Below are 15,503 nucleotides of genomic sequence, written 5' to 3'. Positions count from 1 at the left end.
CGTCAGCCCCTGTATTAGTTTGTCTGCTCTAAGTTGCTTAGTGCATCCTTTAATTCAGCATACCGAAACTTGAACCCATTTTCGAGTGCTTTTTTCGGAATGACGCGTGCTCCTTCGAGGACGATGACGCTTTTTTCACCGAGTGCGAGTTCGAGAGCAAAGCGCGGAGCCGGTAACCAGTGGGGGCGCTGTAACGTTTTTCCGATTGTTTTTCCGAACTGACGCATCGTTTCCGGATGCGGTGCCGTAATGTTAAGCGGACCAGTGAGTTGATTTGTTTTAAGGGCAAAGATGAATAATTCAACGAGGTCGTCGATATGAACCCAAGAGACCCATTGCTTTCCGTCGCCCATCGTCCCGCCGCCGAAAAGCTTGTAGGGGAGGCGCATCAATGGATAGGCTCCGCCTTCTTTACTAAGGACGACACCGATCCGCGGATGGACGAGCCGAATCCCGAGGTCAGCGATTGGTTGGGCTAACGCTTCCCACTTGACGCAGACTTGACTGAGGAAGTCACTTGTCGGCGGGAGTGGCTGTTCCTCCGTGAATGTCTGGTGCCGGTCCTGTCCATAGATGCCGACAGCGGAAGCGGAGAGGACGACAGTCGGTTTCGTTGTTAATGCCTGGTTGATGCGGACTAACTCTTTCGTCGAATCGATCCGGCTTTGCAGAATCGTTTGTTTCCGTTCTTCCGTCCAGCGACCATCATTGATGGAAGCGCCAGCCAGGTGGATAAAGGCATCGATACCTTCAAGCTGCTGTTCTGGAGCGGCGGACGACGTCAACCACTCAACGTAAGTAGTGTGTTCTGTGTTGTCTTGTACGGACCGGGTCAAAATATAGACATGATGCCCCTCCGCAATCAATCGTTTCGAGAGCGCCTGCCCAATCATTCCTGTCCCACCTGTAATCGCAATCTTCATCTGTATCATCCCTTTCAACAATCTTGTACATATGTTCCCGTTTGTCAGTTTCACTCAAACATGAGGAAGCATGTTATCGTTAAGTATTCAGTTTCATATAGGAGGATACCCCCTTGAAGATTAAACGGATTTCAACCCAAAAGAAAAATAATGAACGGTTTAATATCTATATCGAACGGGACGGAAAAGAAGAGTATGCGTTTGCCGTCGATGTTGACATCTTAATTAAATATAACCTTGAGCGTGATAAGGAAATCGATGACGACTTCGTCAAGGAAGTGTTGACGGCGGAAGAAGAACAAAAAGCTTACCGGTTGTCGTTGAACCATTTGTCTTACCGGATGCGGGCGACGAGCGAAGTCGAAACGCATTTGATCGAAAAGGAAACGCCGGAACACGCAATCAAACATGCGATTCAGCGCCTGACGGAACAAAAGTATATCGATGACCAGCAGTTTGCCCTTGCCTATACGGCGACGAAAAAAGCGACGACTCCCCAAGGTCCAGGACGAATCCGGCGTGATTTAGCAGCATTGAAGGTAAAAAAAGAGTTTATCGATGAAGCGTTACGACAGTTTACGGAAGAAGAAGAGCTTGAGAAGGTCGTCAAGTTCTTGCGCCAAAAACAAAAGGAATTAGCGCGGCGTTCGGTCCGGGAATTGAAACAGAAACTGCAACAAACTCTGATGCAACGTGGTTTTTCGTCAGAAGTGACGCAACAAGGGTTTCAAATCGTCTTTGAGGAAGTCGAAGTCGACGCGGAAGAAGAGGCGGCGCTCTATCAAGCGCGTAAATATTATCCGAAATATCATAAACTGGAGCCATTTGCCCGAGAACAAAAAACGAAACAAGCACTCGTTCGAAAAGGGTTCCCATATGCAATCGTGGCAACAGTCATCGAACAGGTCAAGCAAGAAGAAGAAGGAATCTGACAAGCGTCTTTCCTTTTGAAAAAATTGAAAACTCATTCTCCTAAATAGCAAGATGGAAAATTGACAATTGTCCGACAATTGTGCTATTCTACGCTCAGATTAAGAAAAGGAGGAACCGTCACATGAAAAAGCAACTTGTTATCGCATCTACTATTGGACAGTTGAATATGGCGGAGACTCTCGAACTCGTATAAACACTCATTTTAGTGTGCGATTGACAGGGAATCCGTTCCCCGAGCGCGCAGACCATATTTTTGATTCATATCGTCTTTTCAAGGCATATTGATTCTCGGACTGCTTCCGGAAATCAGTATGCCTTTTTTGTGCGTTCGGAAAAAAGGAACACCATAACATGACACAAAGGGGGGAACCATCGTGCGATTATTTCGCCAACTCAGTTGGTTTCTAAAAGAACACAAAACATCTTATCTGATTGCCGTCGTACTCTTAATTATCACGGGTTTTATTGATTTAACGCCGCCGTGGCTGATTGGAAAAGTGATTGACGGGTTACGGTCCGGGTCGATGGACCGGACGACACTGATTCAATATGTCGTCGGACTGCTCGTAATTTCGATCGCTTCGTTTATTTTGACGTATCTATGGCTCGCGAAATTGTTCGGGACGGCATTTTTACTCGAACGGACATTACGAAGCCGATTCTTTACACATTTACTGAAATTGACGCCGACATTTTATCAAAAGAACCGAACAGGAGATTTGATGGCGCTTGCGACGAATGACTTAAAAGCGGTCGAACGAACAGCCGGATTCGGTGTGTTGACGCTTGTCGATTCGTTGAATATGACGGCGATTACCCTCGTCGTGATGGGGGTCGCGATTGATTGGAAACTGACGCTCGCGGCACTCCTTCCGATGCCGCTCCTCGCGTATGCGATGAACAAGCTCGGAAGTCAAATTCACGGCCGCTTCATCGTCGCCCAAGATGCGTTTGGAACGATGAATGACCAGGTCGTCGAATCGATTTCCGGACTTCGTGTCATCCGCTCGTTCGTCCAAGAAGAGATTGATGTCAAAAAATTCGATGACACGACGACGGATGTCTTCGAAAAAAACATGCATGTCGCAAAAATTGACGTCTTATTCGAACCGATCATCAAGTTATTGGTCGGTGTCAGCTATTTAATTGGTCTATCGTTCGGGACGTACCTTGTCTTTACGAACGATATTACGCTCGGTCAGCTCGTCGCTTTCAATATTTACCTCGGGATGTTGATTTGGCCGATGTATGCCTTCGGTGAGCTCATCAACGTCATCCAGCGCGGGACGGCGAGTCTCGATCGCTTAGAAGCGACGATGCGTGTCAAACCGCTGATCACATCGACACCGAAAGTCGAAGTTGTGCGACCGGAAATGATTACTCTGGCTAACTTGACGTTTACGTATCCAGAGATGAATCATCCGTCGTTACACGGGATTGATTTGACAATCAAACACGGACAGACGATTGGAATCGTCGGTCCGACTGGATCTGGGAAAACAACGCTCTTACGCCAATTTTTACGGGAGTATCCGATTGGACGAGACATGTTGAAAGTAAATGGAACCCCCTATGAAGACGTCGCACTGGAGACCGTCCGCGGGTGGACGGGCTATGTCTCGCAAGAGCATCTACTCTTCTCAAAATCCGTACGCGATAACATTTTGTTCGGGGCGGGTGAGGCAACAGAAGCTGAGTTGCAAGAAGCGATTCGTTTAGCGGCCTTTACGACGGATGTCGAGACGCTTGACCAAGGGTTACAAACGATGGTCGGAGAACGGGGAGTCACGCTTTCCGGTGGACAGAAACAACGCTTGTCGATTGCCCGGGCGATGTTGAAGAAACCGGAGTTGCTGTTGCTCGACGACTCGTTGTCAGCCGTTGATGCGAAAACGGAATCACAAATCATCGACGCGATCCGGACGAACCGTCATCAGTCAACGACATTGATCGTTGCGCACCGGTTGTCTGCCGTCGCGCATGCGGATGAAATTCTCGTCTTACAAGACGGCGTGATCAGTGAGCGGGGAACGCATGAACAGCTGATGGAACGACGTGGCTGGTATGCAGAACAATTCGAACGACAAAGTGAAGAAACGTAAGGCAGGAGGTGCTGAAATTGACTGAACAAGAAAATTATTTACTCGATCCCGTCAGACGGAAAACGACGATTCGTTCACTCGTCCGCTATGCGATGCATGAGAAACGCGCAATCTTTCTCGGGCTTTTCTTGCTTATTTTAGCGGTCGGAGCTGAACTGACAGGACCGTATATCGCAAAAATCATCATCGACGAACACATCGTCGCAATCGAAAAAGACTGGGTGGAAGTCGAATCGGGGGGGACGGTCGGTTATGACGGACGACGTTTTGCGAAGTCGCAAGACGTTCCGAAGTCGGCGGTCATCGGTCCGATCTCGATCGTCCAGTCGAAGGCGGGGTATTATTTCGTTCCGGAACAAGTCGTCAGTGGTGGCGAACGTCAAGTCGCGGGGGACACGTTAACTGTCACGCGAGGAGAGGAAACGTTTCGGTACGCCGGTGTCGAAAAGCTCACGCAAGGACAAGTCTATGATTTTTATGCCTCGGACTTAAAGGCGATTGGTTGGTTATCGTTCTTTTATATCATTTTGCTGTTGATCGCAGCGGGCCTGAACTGGGTCCAACAAATCTTATTGCAACGCTCAGCGCATAAAATCGTTAAACGGATGCGGCTTGATGTCTTTTCACATCTGCAACGCTTGCCGGTCCGTTACTTCGATCAGACACCGATTGGTAAAATCGTCAGTCGTGTCACGAACGATACGGAGACGATCCGGGATCTCTACCTCGGTGTCCTGGCGCGTGTGTTCTCAGGCATCATCACGATGGCAGGGATTCTCGTCGCGATGTTCTTCCTGGATGTCCGGCTGGGTCTCGTTTCCTTAGCCATTATCCCGATCGTCTATTTTTGGATTCAACTGTTCCAAAAGTTTGCGACGGAAAACAACTTTAAAGTCCGGGCACTCGTCGCGGATATGAACGGACAATTGAATGAAAACATCCAGACGATGCCGATCATTCAGTCGTACGCCCGTGAAGCAGAAGTGCTCGCTGAATTCGAACAGAAAAATGAAGAAAACTATCAAACCCGTGCGAAATTGTTACGGCTCGATGCATTGATGTCACACAACTTATCGTATTTCTTAAAAAACTTGACGCTCGCCTTATTGATTTGGGTCGTTGCCGGTCAAAGTTTAACGAACGGGACATTTTTATCACTCGGAATTCTCTATGCCTACATTGATTACGTGTCGCGTCTGTTCGAACCGGTCACACAAATCATGAATCAACTGTCACCGCTCCAACAAGCACTCGTCTCGGCCGACCGGATGTTCCAGTTGCTCGACGAAAAAGGTGAACCGGTCGAACAAGGTCGGATTCCCCGTTTCTCAGGGCGCGTCGAGTTTAAAGACGTCGGATTCAGCTATGAAGAGGGGTATCCGGTTTTACGTCAAATCGAGATTGAGGCACGTCCTGGTGCGACCATCGCCCTCGTCGGGCATACGGGGAGTGGGAAAAGCTCAATCATGAACCTGTTGATGCGTTTTTATGATCCTTCGTCCGGTCATCTCCTGATTGACGGACAAGATGTTACGACGTTACCGAAACAAGCGGTCCGTGACCACATGGGAATCGTCTTACAAGATCCGTTCTTGTTTACAGGAACGATTCGTTCGAACATTACACTGGATAATCCATCGATTTCGGAAGAGCGTGTCCGCCAGGCAATCGTTGCCGTCGGAGCAGACCGCTTCATCGATCGACTTCCGCATGGCTTAGACGAACCGGTCATCGAAAAAGGTGCGACCTTGTCTGCGGGGGAACGGCAATTAATCAGTTTTGCCCGTGCGCTTGCCTTTGATCCCGCGATTCTCGTTCTTGACGAAGCGACGGCAAGTGTCGATTCTGAGACGGAAGCGATGATTCAAGAAGCCTTGCTGACGTTGACGAAAGGACGGACGACCTTCATCATCGCGCACCGGTTGTCGACGATTAAAGATGCCGATGAAATCATCGTCCTCGATCACGGTCAAATCATGGAGCGTGGTACACATGACGTGCTCTTGTCGGAAAAAGGGATTTACGCGAAGATGTACGCCCTTCAAAGCAAACGGAATCTTGAGCTGAAATCGAGCTAACACCATGATATGACTCCTCCTTTTCGTATATACTAATGACGAAGAGGGGGAGTTTTTTGATGGAAACACGGATGAGTCAATTATCGAAATACGAATTAGAAATGCTCGTCACGAAACTAAACGAGCAAAAAAGAAAAGCGGAGCAGCATGGGAACATGAGTGAAGTCGAAGTCGTCATTCGGAAAATCGCGATGGCACAAAGTTATCTCGTCGATGCAAGTCAGTTCGAAACCGGACAACTTTACCAAGTCGAAGGGGAAGAGGCGGTATTCGAATTACATTTCGTCAACGGCGTCATGGGTTGGGGGCATTTTGAAGGAACCGTCAATGAAGTCGCGATTCCGCTTGCGCTGATTCATTCTGAGGAGGGTGTATGATGGGAGAAAACCGCACAGCGGCACTAGAGCAACTAGCAGGAGAATTACAAGCCGTCAATCCGGTATTAACGCCAATCGAGGCATTGACATGGGTCGAAGTCCTTTGGGAAGATTTCGAGGCGACGCTTGCCCGGGCAGGCGAAAAATATCAAGGTGAGGCTGTCGCCGTCCGGTTCGTCGAGCAACAAATCAAACAACATGGCGCGATGTTGCACCGCTTCAATACATCGAATGAAAAGTTTAAGCACTTGATGCTCGGACGCGACGTCCAGTAAATGAACAGAAAAAGACTCCCTGTCTTGGTCGGTTGACCACGGACACGGAGTTTTTGTTTATAAAGCAGGGATAATCAGTTTCTTTTGCAGCGTCCGTTCGCTAAAGACCCAACCCGTATAGGAACTGACGATTTGTTGGGACGCCTCATCGATTCGGACGACGGCAACGAATGGGTAGACATCTTTTGTGAAGTACCGTAAGTTCGTGAAACGATATTCGACGATGCCGTCTTTTCGGGATACCGTATACGTGTGGATTTTTGAGAAGGCGAGGAAAGCTTTCAAGTCCTCATTTTGTTTGACGACTTCATAGAGTACATCCCCATGCGGTTCCTCTTTGATGCGGAAGTTTCCGCATTCGACGACGACACCAGAGTTGATTTTGACGACGGAATAGTCGTCGCGCAGTCGTGCTGCGACGTGCCACTCGTCCCACTTCATTCCGGGTGAGATGAATAACTTGTGGGCCCCGCCATAGTAACGGGCTGCCGTCGCCAGGGCATCATTTCGGAGTTTAAACTGCACGGCGTAATAAATCGCGACGATGACGATTAAAATCGGGAAAATAACGATGGTCGCGCGTGTCAGGACCCAGATCCCGAAAGCGCCGTAATACATCGTAAATAAATACGGATCAAACGTATTGATGACACCCCAACCAATCCAGGTCTGTTTGAAGGGGTGCAGAGCTTGTGTACCATAGGCGTTAAACAGATCGACGAAGACATGAAGGGCGACAGCGATCTGCGCCATCAGCCATAATGAAGTAGGTGGTACGCCGAATAAGGTACCGATGACGATTGATAAGAGTAACGGCCAAGCGAGTAGGGCAATCAATCCATGGGATTTTCCACGGTGTTGCGTCAAGTAAGCACCGTTCCCTTTAAATTTAAAAACCGTGTCAAAGTCGGGGGCGTGCGATCCGACTAAGGCAGTGGTCGTGACGGCAGCAAAGAGTGTTGCGCTTGCTGCGACATCCGGTTCAAGTGTTGCGATGGCGGCGAGACAAAGTCCCATTCCGATATGTGTACCAGTATCCAATGCGAATTCGCTCCTCTAAAAGTAGTAATGGTACGGATAAACAAACAAGTGTAAGCGTTCCGGGTAATTTTCATTCACTATAACGTATTTTTGTAGAAAAGAGGTAGACATTTGATCCCCGTTCAAGAATATTTCATAAACTTTAACAAACGAACGTTCACAACCGAATTGGTCGCATGGTTTTTACGTGAACAACGCCAGTTACCATGGCGAGAAACTAAAAATCCTTACCACATCTGGATTAGTGAAATCATGTTACAACAGACGCGTGTCGATACCGTCATCCCTTATTATAATCGCTTCACGGACCGTTTTCCGACGCCGCACGATTTAGCGGCGGCAGAGCAAAGCGAAGTCTTAAAATACTGGGAAGGCTTAGGATACTATTCCCGTGTTAAGAATCTTCAAATCGCCGTTCAAGAAGTTGTTGAAAAATATGGCGGAATTGTTCCTGACGAAAAAGAAATTTTTGAAAGCTTACGTGGTGTCGGACCGTATACGACGGGAGCAGTCCTGTCAATTGCTTACGGTCAGGCGGAACCGGCAGTCGATGGAAATGTCATGCGCGTCTTATCGCGGGTGCTTGGGATTTATGAAGACATCGCCGCACCGAAAACACGGAAACTGTTCGAGGCAGCGGTCCATGAACTGATTGATCCGCTTGATCCGTCGAGCTTCAACCAAGGGTTGATGGAGCTCGGGGCAATCGTCTGTACACCGAAGTCTCCGATGTGTGGGTTATGTCCCGTCAATGACGTCTGTTTTGCGTACGAGCGAAATGCCCAAGGTGAGTTACCGGTCAAAACGAAAAAAGGAAAAACGCAGACGATTCAATACGACGCTCTCGTCTACGAAGAAGCAGGGAAAGTTGCAGTCGAACAGCGACCGGATACGGGACTGCTCGCGGGTATGTGGCAATATCCGTTAGTCGAATCGACGGAAACCGTACCCGGAACGTATGTCGGGAAGATTAAACATATCTTTTCACACCGGATTTGGGAAGTCAGTATTTACCGTGTCGCGACGCAACCTGAAGGAACGGTACTGATGGATGAAGCAACGTACGTCAAGCAGCCGATATCAGTCGCACAAATGAAAATCGATCGTCTATTAAAGGAGGAGACTACATGAATACATTTCGTACGGAAACGAAAGTAACAGCGACGTTAGAGCAGGCTTGGACGTTTTTAGGCGATGCGAAAGCATTAACGGGAATGACGGTTTTCCCGAAAGTGAAAACGATTGGTGATACGCGGACAATCGCCGGAAACACGATTCAGCTTAAAGTCGGTCTTCCGCCCATTTTCGTCGAGTGGGAGTCACTGATTCCGATTGTCGGTCAACATGCTTTCGTTGATGTAGGAGTCAAGGTCCCGTTCCCGTTCGCTACTTGGTGTCATCTCCACCGTGTCGAACAGCGTCCGGACGGGGTCTACATGATTGATGAATTACTCTATAAATCTTATTTTCCGAAAATGATTGTCGATCTACTGATTCTCAAACCGATGTTCGATCAACGGAAACGCGCGATTTTAGACTACTTTAGTTAATAAATCACAGTCATTTTTCTGAAAAAGTACCCTTTCGTTTTTCATGTGTTCTGAAAATGGGTATAATAAGCACGAGAGTATAGAAAAATTGAATAAAAAAGCTTCAGAAAGGAGTAGCACATGAGTCGATTCCCAAAAGAAGGTAGCAAGATTGAGATTCAAAGTTTCAAACATAATGGCAGCTTACACAGAGTTTGGGAAGAAACGCTCGTGCTTAAATCGACGGAAGAAGAATTGATTGGATTCAATGATCGAATCATGGTCAGTGAATCGGATGGTCGTCAGTGGCGGACACGCGAACCCGCGATTTGTTATTTTTCGACAGAACTCTGGTTTAACGTAATCTGTATGATTCGAGAGGATGGAATCTACTATTACTGTAACCTAGGGTCACCTTCGACGTTTGATGAAAAGGATCGAGCAGTCAAGTACATTGATTATGATTTAGACATTAAGGTGTATCCGGACATGTCGTATATGATTTTGGATGAGGATGAGTACGAGAAACATCGCCGGGAAATGAATTATCCGAAAGCGATTGATCGTATCCTGAAGGACAACGTCCAGATTTTAATCCAGTGGATTCGAAGTCGGAAAGGTCCGTTCAATCCGGCATTCGTTGAAACGTGGTATCGTGAATATGAAACAAGATATCGGAGATGATGGTTCGCCATCGTCTTTTTTTAATTGAAGGAAGTGAATCATCATGGGTAAGGAAACTCAACAACAGAAAAATAAGACACCAGGTTCGATTCGTCGCTACATGCAGTTCGTCAAGCCGTACAAAAAACAAATCCTCTTGACGGTGTTCGTCGGAATCATCAAGTTTTCGATTCCGTTAGGATTACCGTTACTGTATAAGTACATCATCGATAACCTCCTGACCGATAATACGGTACCGCTTGCAGAGCGGAGTAAGGAACTGGCGTATTTGATTGGAGCGGGCTTCTTCGTCTTCCTCGTCGTCAAACCACCACTTGAATTCGTCCGTCAGTATTTAGCACAGTGGTCGGCGTCGAAAATTTTGTTCGACGTACGGAATAATTTGTTTGATCATGTTCAGAAATTATCACTTCGCTTTTATTCGAACACGAAAACCGGCGAAGTCATCTCCCGAATCATCAACGATGTCGAACAAACAAAAGATTTTGTTGTAACGGGTTTGATGAACTTATGGCTCGATATGATTACGATTTTTATCGCAATTGCCATCATGTGGACGATCAATCCGAAATTGACGCTCGTCGCAATCATCCCATTGCCGTTTTATGCCTTTGCCGTGAAGTTCTTTTATGGGCGGCTCCGCAGTTTGACGCGCGATCGCTCAGCAGCACTTGCGGAACTCCAAGGACATTTGACGGAGCGGGTCAACGGAATGGCAGTTATCCGCAGTTTCGCCCTTGAACCACATGAAAACAAAGCGTTCAAAGGTCAAAATGATGGTTTCTTAAAAGCGGCACTTCGTCAGACGAACTGGAATGCACGGACCTACGTCGTCGTTTCGACGATTACCGACTTTGCACCGATTTTGATTTTTGGTACGGCTGCCTTTTTCGTCTTGAACGGACAAGTAACAATCGGGACGATGGTCGCTTTCATCGGCTACATCGACCGTCTGTATGCACCGCTCGGTCGCCTCGTCAACTCGTCCACTACGTTGACACAATCGATTGCTTCGATGGACCGGATGTTTGAATTTTTAGACGAACCGTATGATATTACGGAAAAAGCACATGCGAAAGATCCGGTCGCTGTTAAAGGAAACGTCCAGTTCGAAGACATCAGCTTCTCGTATGAAGAAGATGGCGAACTTGCGATCAACCGGTTGACGCTCGACGTCCAGGCGGGGGAACGAATCGCCTTCGTCGGAATGTCGGGAGGCGGGAAATCGACGCTCGTCAGTCTGATTCCTCGTTTTTATGATGTTTCGTCTGGACGGATTACGCTTGACGGTGTCGACATCCGAAACTTGAAATTGCGTGGCTTACGCGACCAAATCGGAATGGTCATGCAAGAATCGATTCTCTTTAGTGAATCGGTCGAAATGAACATCAAGATGGGGAACCCGGAAGCGACGGATGAAGAAGTAATTGCTGCTGCGAAGGCGGCGAATGCACACGAGTTCATTGAACGGCTGCCGCAAGGGTACAAGACGGCGGTCGGAGAACGAGGCGTTAAACTGTCAGGGGGACAAAAGCAACGCTTGGCGATTGCCCGTGTCTTCTTGAAGAACCCACCGATTCTCATTCTGGATGAAGCAACAAGTGCGCTAGATCTAGAAAGTGAATCGATGATTCAAGATTCGCTTGCGCGTCTCGCGAAAGGACGGACGACGTTTACTGTCGCCCACCGTCTGTCGACGATTACGGATGCCGATAAGATTGTCGTGATTGAAAATGGTCAAATCACGGAACTCGGTCGTCATGAAGAGTTGATGCGTAAACGTGGCGCATATTTTGAACTGTACGCGATTCAGAACCTCGAGCTCGTCGAATGAAAAAAGGCTATTCCGTTTTTTTCGGAATAGCCTTTTTGTATAAAGAATGAACAGCTTACAATTGTGCGAACGCACGGTTGACGGCAGCAATCGTCTCATCGATGTCTGCGTCCGTGTGAGCCGTCGTCAAGAACCACGCCTCGTATTTTGAAGGGGCAAGATTAATGCCTTGCTCGAGCATCAATTTGAAGAAACGACCGAACATCTCGCTATTTGCGCGCTCCGCACCGAGGTAGTCAGTGACCGTCTCATCCGTGAAGTAGACCGTCAAAGCTCCTTTTAGACGATTGATTGTAATCGTGACGTCATGAGTAGCAGCAGCCTCGAGAATCCCTTGTTCGAGCTTCGCACCGAGACGTTCGAATTCTTCGTAGACACCAGGCTGTTCAAGTAACTCTAGGCAAGCGATACCTGCTGCCATCGATGCCGGATTTCCAGCCATCGTTCCAGCTTGATAAGCAGGACCGAGCGGAGCAACGTGTTCCATGATGTCTTTACGACCACCGTATGCACCGATCGGAAGACCACCACCGATGATCTTGCCGAGTGCCGTCATATCAGGACGGATATTCAATAGTTCTTGAGCACTGCCGTATGTGAAGCGGAACGCCGTGATGACTTCATCGTAGATGACGAGTGCGCCGTACTCATGAGTAATCTCATTGATGGCTTCGAGGAATCCAGGATGCGGTTCGACAATCCCAAAGTTCCCAACGATCGGTTCGACGAGGACACAGGCAACTTGATCGCCCCATTCAGCCATGATTTGACGATAGGCTTCAACATCGTTGAACGGTGTTGTCAAGACTTCTTTCGCTGTTGCTTTCGTTACACCGGCAGAGTCCGGTGAACCGAGTGTTGCTGGACCACTTCCTGCTGCAATCAACATTAAATCAGAATGTCCGTGGTAACAGCCGCTGAATTTCACGACGAGTTCACGACCCGTGTAGGCACGCGCGACTCGTATCGTCGTCATGACCGCCTCGGTTCCTGAATTCGTAAAGCGAACTTTTTCTAAAGACGGAATCGCTTGTTGAAGCTTATGTGCGAAGTCGATTTCTAGACGGTGAGGCGTACCATATAGGAGACCATTTTGCGCCGCATGCGTAATCGCTTCCGTAATATGTGGATGCCCGTGCCCGGTGATGATTGGACCGTAAGCGGCTAAGTAATCGATATAACGATTGCCATCGACATCGTAAAAGTAAGCACCTTCTCCACGTTCCATATAAACGGGGGCGCCTCCTCCGACGGCCTTAAAAGAGCGGGATGGACTGTTGACACCTCCGACGATACATTTTTGGGCAACGTCGTATAACGCCTCGGATGTCGGGCGTGTAGAATGGGTTGACATGGATGATTCCTCCAATCGTTGATTCGTGAAAAATATCACGATATGATTGTATCACGGACGTCAAATCAGAAGCAGAGCCGTTGACGGACGGGAATAATGTAGGTAGACTAATTATAAAGATTACAATCTAATAATCAATGAAAGATAGAAATGAGGGGATGGACGTGGCTAACGAAATGCTAGATGACGCAGTACGATCTTTACGGGACTCGGGCGTTCGCATGACACCACAACGTCACGCAATCTTGGAATACTTGACGACAGGACATACGCATCCGACGGCAGATGATATCTATCGTGCGCTCGAACATCGTTTTCCAAATATGAGTGTGGCGACAGTTTATAATAATTTACGTGTTTTCCGTGAAAAAGGAATCGTTGAAGAGATGAACTATGGAGACGCTTCGAGCCGATTCGATTTCGTTACGACACGTCATTATCATATGATATGTGAAGGGTGCGGTAAAATCGTCGACTTCAATTATCCGGTTCTCGATGATGTCGAGACGGTCGCTGCACATTTGACTGGATTTAAAGTAGATCGTCATCGTCTCGAAGTATACGGGACGTGTCCTGAATGCCAATCAAACGTACAATAAAAACGAGCTTCCTTTAACGGGGAGCTCGTTTATTGTGTTTATTGTATTTTTCATCGAATTCTTTTCCTTCAAGTTCTTGGTCCATCGTGAGTGGCTCATCGCAATGCATACATAAATCGACGCGACCGAGGACTTTTGTTTCTTTTCCACAGTTCGGACAAGTGACGACGGCTGCTTTCGTTGAAGTTAAACCAATCAAGAAATATAAGGCAGTACTTGCTAAGACCATGACAAAACCGAGTAGCATTAAAATAACCATGATGATTTCAAATTGTTTTAATAGAAGACCGCCATACATAACGAGCATTCCACCAAAAACGAGGAACATCGCCAAGTTACGGGCGCGGTTTATTTTATTCTTGCGTTGTTTTTTCAATTGAATTCCCCCTAACGACAGTCTAGCATATTGTAGCTTATGTCCTGAAGAAGGAAACAATGAATTTTTGTCGAAAATGGTAACGGATGAGTATGAGTGAAGAAGGGTGAGAATTGAATGGAACAAGTCACAAGAACAATTTATTCCGAATATGCTGCCTATCAAGAAACGCAAGGGATCATCGCTGTTGAAAAACAGCAACCGAAGGATTCATTGACGGACCAATTTGATATACTGTTACTAGTTGTTACACGGGACTCCTCTATTGAATGGACAATCAAACACTACCGCCTAGATACACTCAAGGTGTCACTTCATGTCGTCCATGAAGATGTACTGTCACGATGGATTGTACTGAACGCGAATCGGCGAGCTGTCCATTGGATATCCGAAGGAACAATTATTTTTGAACGCAATGATTATTTAACTGATATGAAAAAAAGGCTGTTGAATTTCCCGGAAGCAGAACGTTGCCTGCAAATGTCACTGTCTTTTGCGAAACTACTACGTCGTTTTCAAGACGGGCGTAATCTCTTTAGTCGCGGTAACTACTATGATGCTTACACGCACGTGCATCATGCTTTACATCATTTAGCACGGCTTTCCGTTCTTGAAAAAGGAGCACATCCTGAAATTGTCGTCTGGGAACAAGCTCGCATGGATGATCCGGAAGTGTACAAGTTATACCAGCAATTACTATTAAGTGAAGAAACACTTGAATTGCGAATCCATTTAGCTTTGATTGGTCTGGAACATCTACTTCAATCGAAAGTATTATCCGGTGGAAAGTATTTATTTGAAGTGATGCGTGAAAGAACAATCCCGTGGACGATGTATGAACTAATGGAAAATGAACGATTGCAGGAACTGAAGGTTGATTTAGGTAGTTTAGTCGATTTCTTTATGCGTAAAGGGTTAATTCGCATCTCTTATCGTCAAACAAAAGGTACGGGCGTGGAACTCGTAACATATGAACCAGTCGTTTAAACGATTGGTTCATATGTTTTTTATCGCGAATCGAAAATACTATATATAGAAGAAAAAAATAATTAAAAGTTTTTTATTAAAATCTGTTGACGTTACTATTTTGAGATAGTATATTAATACATGTCGACAGGGCGACACGTTCTGAACGACGAAAGCAAATTAAAAAAATAAGAAAAAGGATTGACGGTTAAGTTATTCCATGATATCTTATTAAAGTCGCTAACACGACACGACGAACTTTGAAAACTGAACGATGAGGCAAAAAACGTATCTTCGGATACAAACAATGAATGAAGCGCAAGCTTCGTCAACGTGACTTTTAGTCACAAAAACGAGCAAGTCAAACACTTTATGGAGAGTTTGATCCTGGCTCAGGACGAACGCTGGCGGCGTGCCTAATACATGCAAGTC

The 15,503-nt window shown here is 46.9% G+C and carries 15 protein-coding genes and 1 rRNA gene; 12 read left to right on the top strand and 4 right to left on the bottom strand.

Translation table 11 applies throughout. The features are described 5' to 3' along the window. Window positions 1–14: 14 nt before the first annotated feature. Complete coding sequence (locus tag KNP96_RS08465) at window positions 15–923, bottom strand: TIGR01777 family oxidoreductase (RefSeq protein WP_214769988.1); 909 nt, start codon at window positions 921–923, stop codon at window positions 15–17. A 113-nt stretch (window positions 924–1,036) separates the two neighbouring features. Here KNP96_RS08465 and KNP96_RS08460 point away from each other — a divergent pair, with 113 nt between their 5' ends. The 5 genes from KNP96_RS08460 (at window position 1,037) to KNP96_RS08440 (ending at window position 6,688) form a co-directional block, all read left to right on the top strand. After that, a complete protein-coding gene (locus KNP96_RS08460; protein WP_214766622.1) occupies window positions 1,037–1,855 on the top strand; it encodes a RecX family transcriptional regulator in 819 nt (272 codons plus the stop codon). Window positions 1,856–2,230: 375 nt separating this feature from the next. Further along, window positions 2,231–3,958, top strand: coding sequence for an ABC transporter ATP-binding protein (locus KNP96_RS08455; RefSeq protein WP_088836427.1), 1,728 nt, complete (start codon window positions 2,231–2,233; stop codon window positions 3,956–3,958). A 17-nt stretch (window positions 3,959–3,975) separates the two neighbouring features. Continuing rightward, a complete protein-coding gene (locus KNP96_RS08450; protein ID WP_214769985.1) occupies window positions 3,976–6,036 on the top strand; it encodes an ABC transporter ATP-binding protein in 2,061 nt (686 codons plus the stop codon). Between the two features lie 59 nt (window positions 6,037–6,095). Then, window positions 6,096–6,413, top strand: coding sequence for a DUF1811 family protein (locus KNP96_RS08445; RefSeq protein ID WP_088836429.1), 318 nt, complete (start codon window positions 6,096–6,098; stop codon window positions 6,411–6,413). Beyond that, window positions 6,413–6,688, top strand: a complete 276-nt coding sequence (locus KNP96_RS08440; RefSeq protein ID WP_214769980.1) for a YfhJ family protein — start codon at window positions 6,413–6,415, stop codon at window positions 6,686–6,688. The genes KNP96_RS08445 and KNP96_RS08440 overlap by 1 nt, the downstream gene beginning before the upstream one ends. 57 nt (window positions 6,689–6,745) lie before the next feature. On the opposite strand, the gene KNP96_RS08435 is transcribed toward KNP96_RS08440, so the two are convergent. Next, window positions 6,746–7,729 carry a metal-dependent hydrolase gene (locus KNP96_RS08435; protein ID WP_088836430.1) on the bottom strand — a complete coding sequence of 328 codons (984 nt, stop codon included), beginning with the start codon at window positions 7,727–7,729 and terminating at the stop codon, window positions 6,746–6,748. A gap of 111 nt (window positions 7,730–7,840) precedes the next feature. Between KNP96_RS08435 and mutY the strand changes: the two genes are divergently transcribed. The 4 genes from mutY (at window position 7,841) to KNP96_RS08415 (ending at window position 11,776) form a co-directional block, all read left to right on the top strand. Continuing rightward, window positions 7,841–8,860, top strand: coding sequence for an A/G-specific adenine glycosylase (mutY, locus tag KNP96_RS08430; RefSeq protein ID WP_088836431.1), 1,020 nt, complete (start codon window positions 7,841–7,843; stop codon window positions 8,858–8,860). Beyond that, a complete protein-coding gene (locus KNP96_RS08425) occupies window positions 8,857–9,279 on the top strand; it encodes an SRPBCC family protein (protein ID WP_088836432.1) in 423 nt (140 codons plus the stop codon). The genes mutY and KNP96_RS08425 overlap by 4 nt, the downstream gene beginning before the upstream one ends. 120 nt (window positions 9,280–9,399) lie before the next feature. Beyond that, the gene (ntdP, locus tag KNP96_RS08420) at window positions 9,400–9,942 is read left to right on the top strand and encodes a nucleoside tri-diphosphate phosphatase (protein WP_029332781.1); all 543 of its coding nucleotides are present in this window, start codon (window positions 9,400–9,402) and stop codon (window positions 9,940–9,942) included. Between the two features lie 43 nt (window positions 9,943–9,985). Further along, complete coding sequence (locus KNP96_RS08415; RefSeq protein ID WP_088836433.1) at window positions 9,986–11,776, top strand: ABC transporter ATP-binding protein; 1,791 nt, start codon at window positions 9,986–9,988, stop codon at window positions 11,774–11,776. A 55-nt stretch (window positions 11,777–11,831) separates the two neighbouring features. Here KNP96_RS08415 and KNP96_RS08410 read toward each other — a convergent pair whose 3' ends face one another. Further along, window positions 11,832–13,130 carry a glutamate-1-semialdehyde 2,1-aminomutase gene (locus KNP96_RS08410; protein WP_088836434.1) on the bottom strand — a complete coding sequence of 433 codons (1,299 nt, stop codon included), beginning with the start codon at window positions 13,128–13,130 and terminating at the stop codon, window positions 11,832–11,834. Between the two features lie 176 nt (window positions 13,131–13,306). On the opposite strand from KNP96_RS08410, the gene perR reads away from it, so the two are divergent. After that, window positions 13,307–13,729: a peroxide-responsive transcriptional repressor PerR gene (perR, locus tag KNP96_RS08405; protein ID WP_369834779.1), complete on the top strand. Its 423-nt coding sequence runs from the start codon at window positions 13,307–13,309 to the stop codon at window positions 13,727–13,729. A gap of 13 nt (window positions 13,730–13,742) precedes the next feature. Here the strand turns inward: perR and KNP96_RS08400 are convergent, their stop codons facing one another. Continuing rightward, window positions 13,743–14,105, bottom strand: coding sequence for a DUF2614 family zinc ribbon-containing protein (locus KNP96_RS08400; protein ID WP_029332785.1), 363 nt, complete (start codon window positions 14,103–14,105; stop codon window positions 13,743–13,745). Window positions 14,106–14,222: 117 nt separating this feature from the next. Between KNP96_RS08400 and KNP96_RS08395 the strand changes: the two genes are divergently transcribed. Beyond that, window positions 14,223–15,092, top strand: coding sequence for a nucleotidyltransferase-like protein (locus tag KNP96_RS08395; protein ID WP_029332786.1), 870 nt, complete (start codon window positions 14,223–14,225; stop codon window positions 15,090–15,092). A gap of 348 nt (window positions 15,093–15,440) precedes the next feature. Then, window positions 15,441–15,503, top strand: a 16S ribosomal RNA gene (locus KNP96_RS08390); the annotation flags it as partial.

The sequence above is a fragment of the Exiguobacterium sp. s133 genome, assembly GCF_018618595.1.
Taxonomy (GTDB): Bacteria; Bacillota; Bacilli; order Exiguobacteriales; family Exiguobacteriaceae; genus Exiguobacterium_A; species Exiguobacterium_A oxidotolerans.
Note: the sequence above shows the minus strand (reverse complement) of the source record. Positions and strands in the feature narration are given on the sequence as shown.

Bases quoted from the DNA above. Each gene is read 5' to 3' on its own strand.
- KNP96_RS08465 (WP_214769988.1), bottom strand. From the start codon at position 923: ATGAAGATTGCGATTACAGGTGGGACAGGAATGATTGGGCAGGCGCTC.
- KNP96_RS08445 (WP_088836429.1), top strand. From the start codon at position 6,096: ATGGAAACACGGATGAGTCAATTATCGAAATACGAATTAGAAATGCTC.
- KNP96_RS08440 (WP_214769980.1), top strand. From the start codon at position 6,413: ATGGGAGAAAACCGCACAGCGGCACTAGAGCAACTAGCAGGAGAATTA.
- KNP96_RS08425 (WP_088836432.1), top strand. From the start codon at position 8,857: ATGAATACATTTCGTACGGAAACGAAAGTAACAGCGACGTTAGAGCAG.
- ntdP (WP_029332781.1), top strand. From the start codon at position 9,400: ATGAGTCGATTCCCAAAAGAAGGTAGCAAGATTGAGATTCAAAGTTTC.
- KNP96_RS08415 (WP_088836433.1), top strand. From the start codon at position 9,986: ATGGGTAAGGAAACTCAACAACAGAAAAATAAGACACCAGGTTCGATT.
- KNP96_RS08410 (WP_088836434.1), bottom strand. From the start codon at position 13,130: ATGTCAACCCATTCTACACGCCCGACATCCGAGGCGTTATACGACGTT.
- perR (WP_369834779.1), top strand. From the start codon at position 13,307: ATGCTAGATGACGCAGTACGATCTTTACGGGACTCGGGCGTTCGCATG.
- KNP96_RS08395 (WP_029332786.1), top strand. From the start codon at position 14,223: ATGGAACAAGTCACAAGAACAATTTATTCCGAATATGCTGCCTATCAA.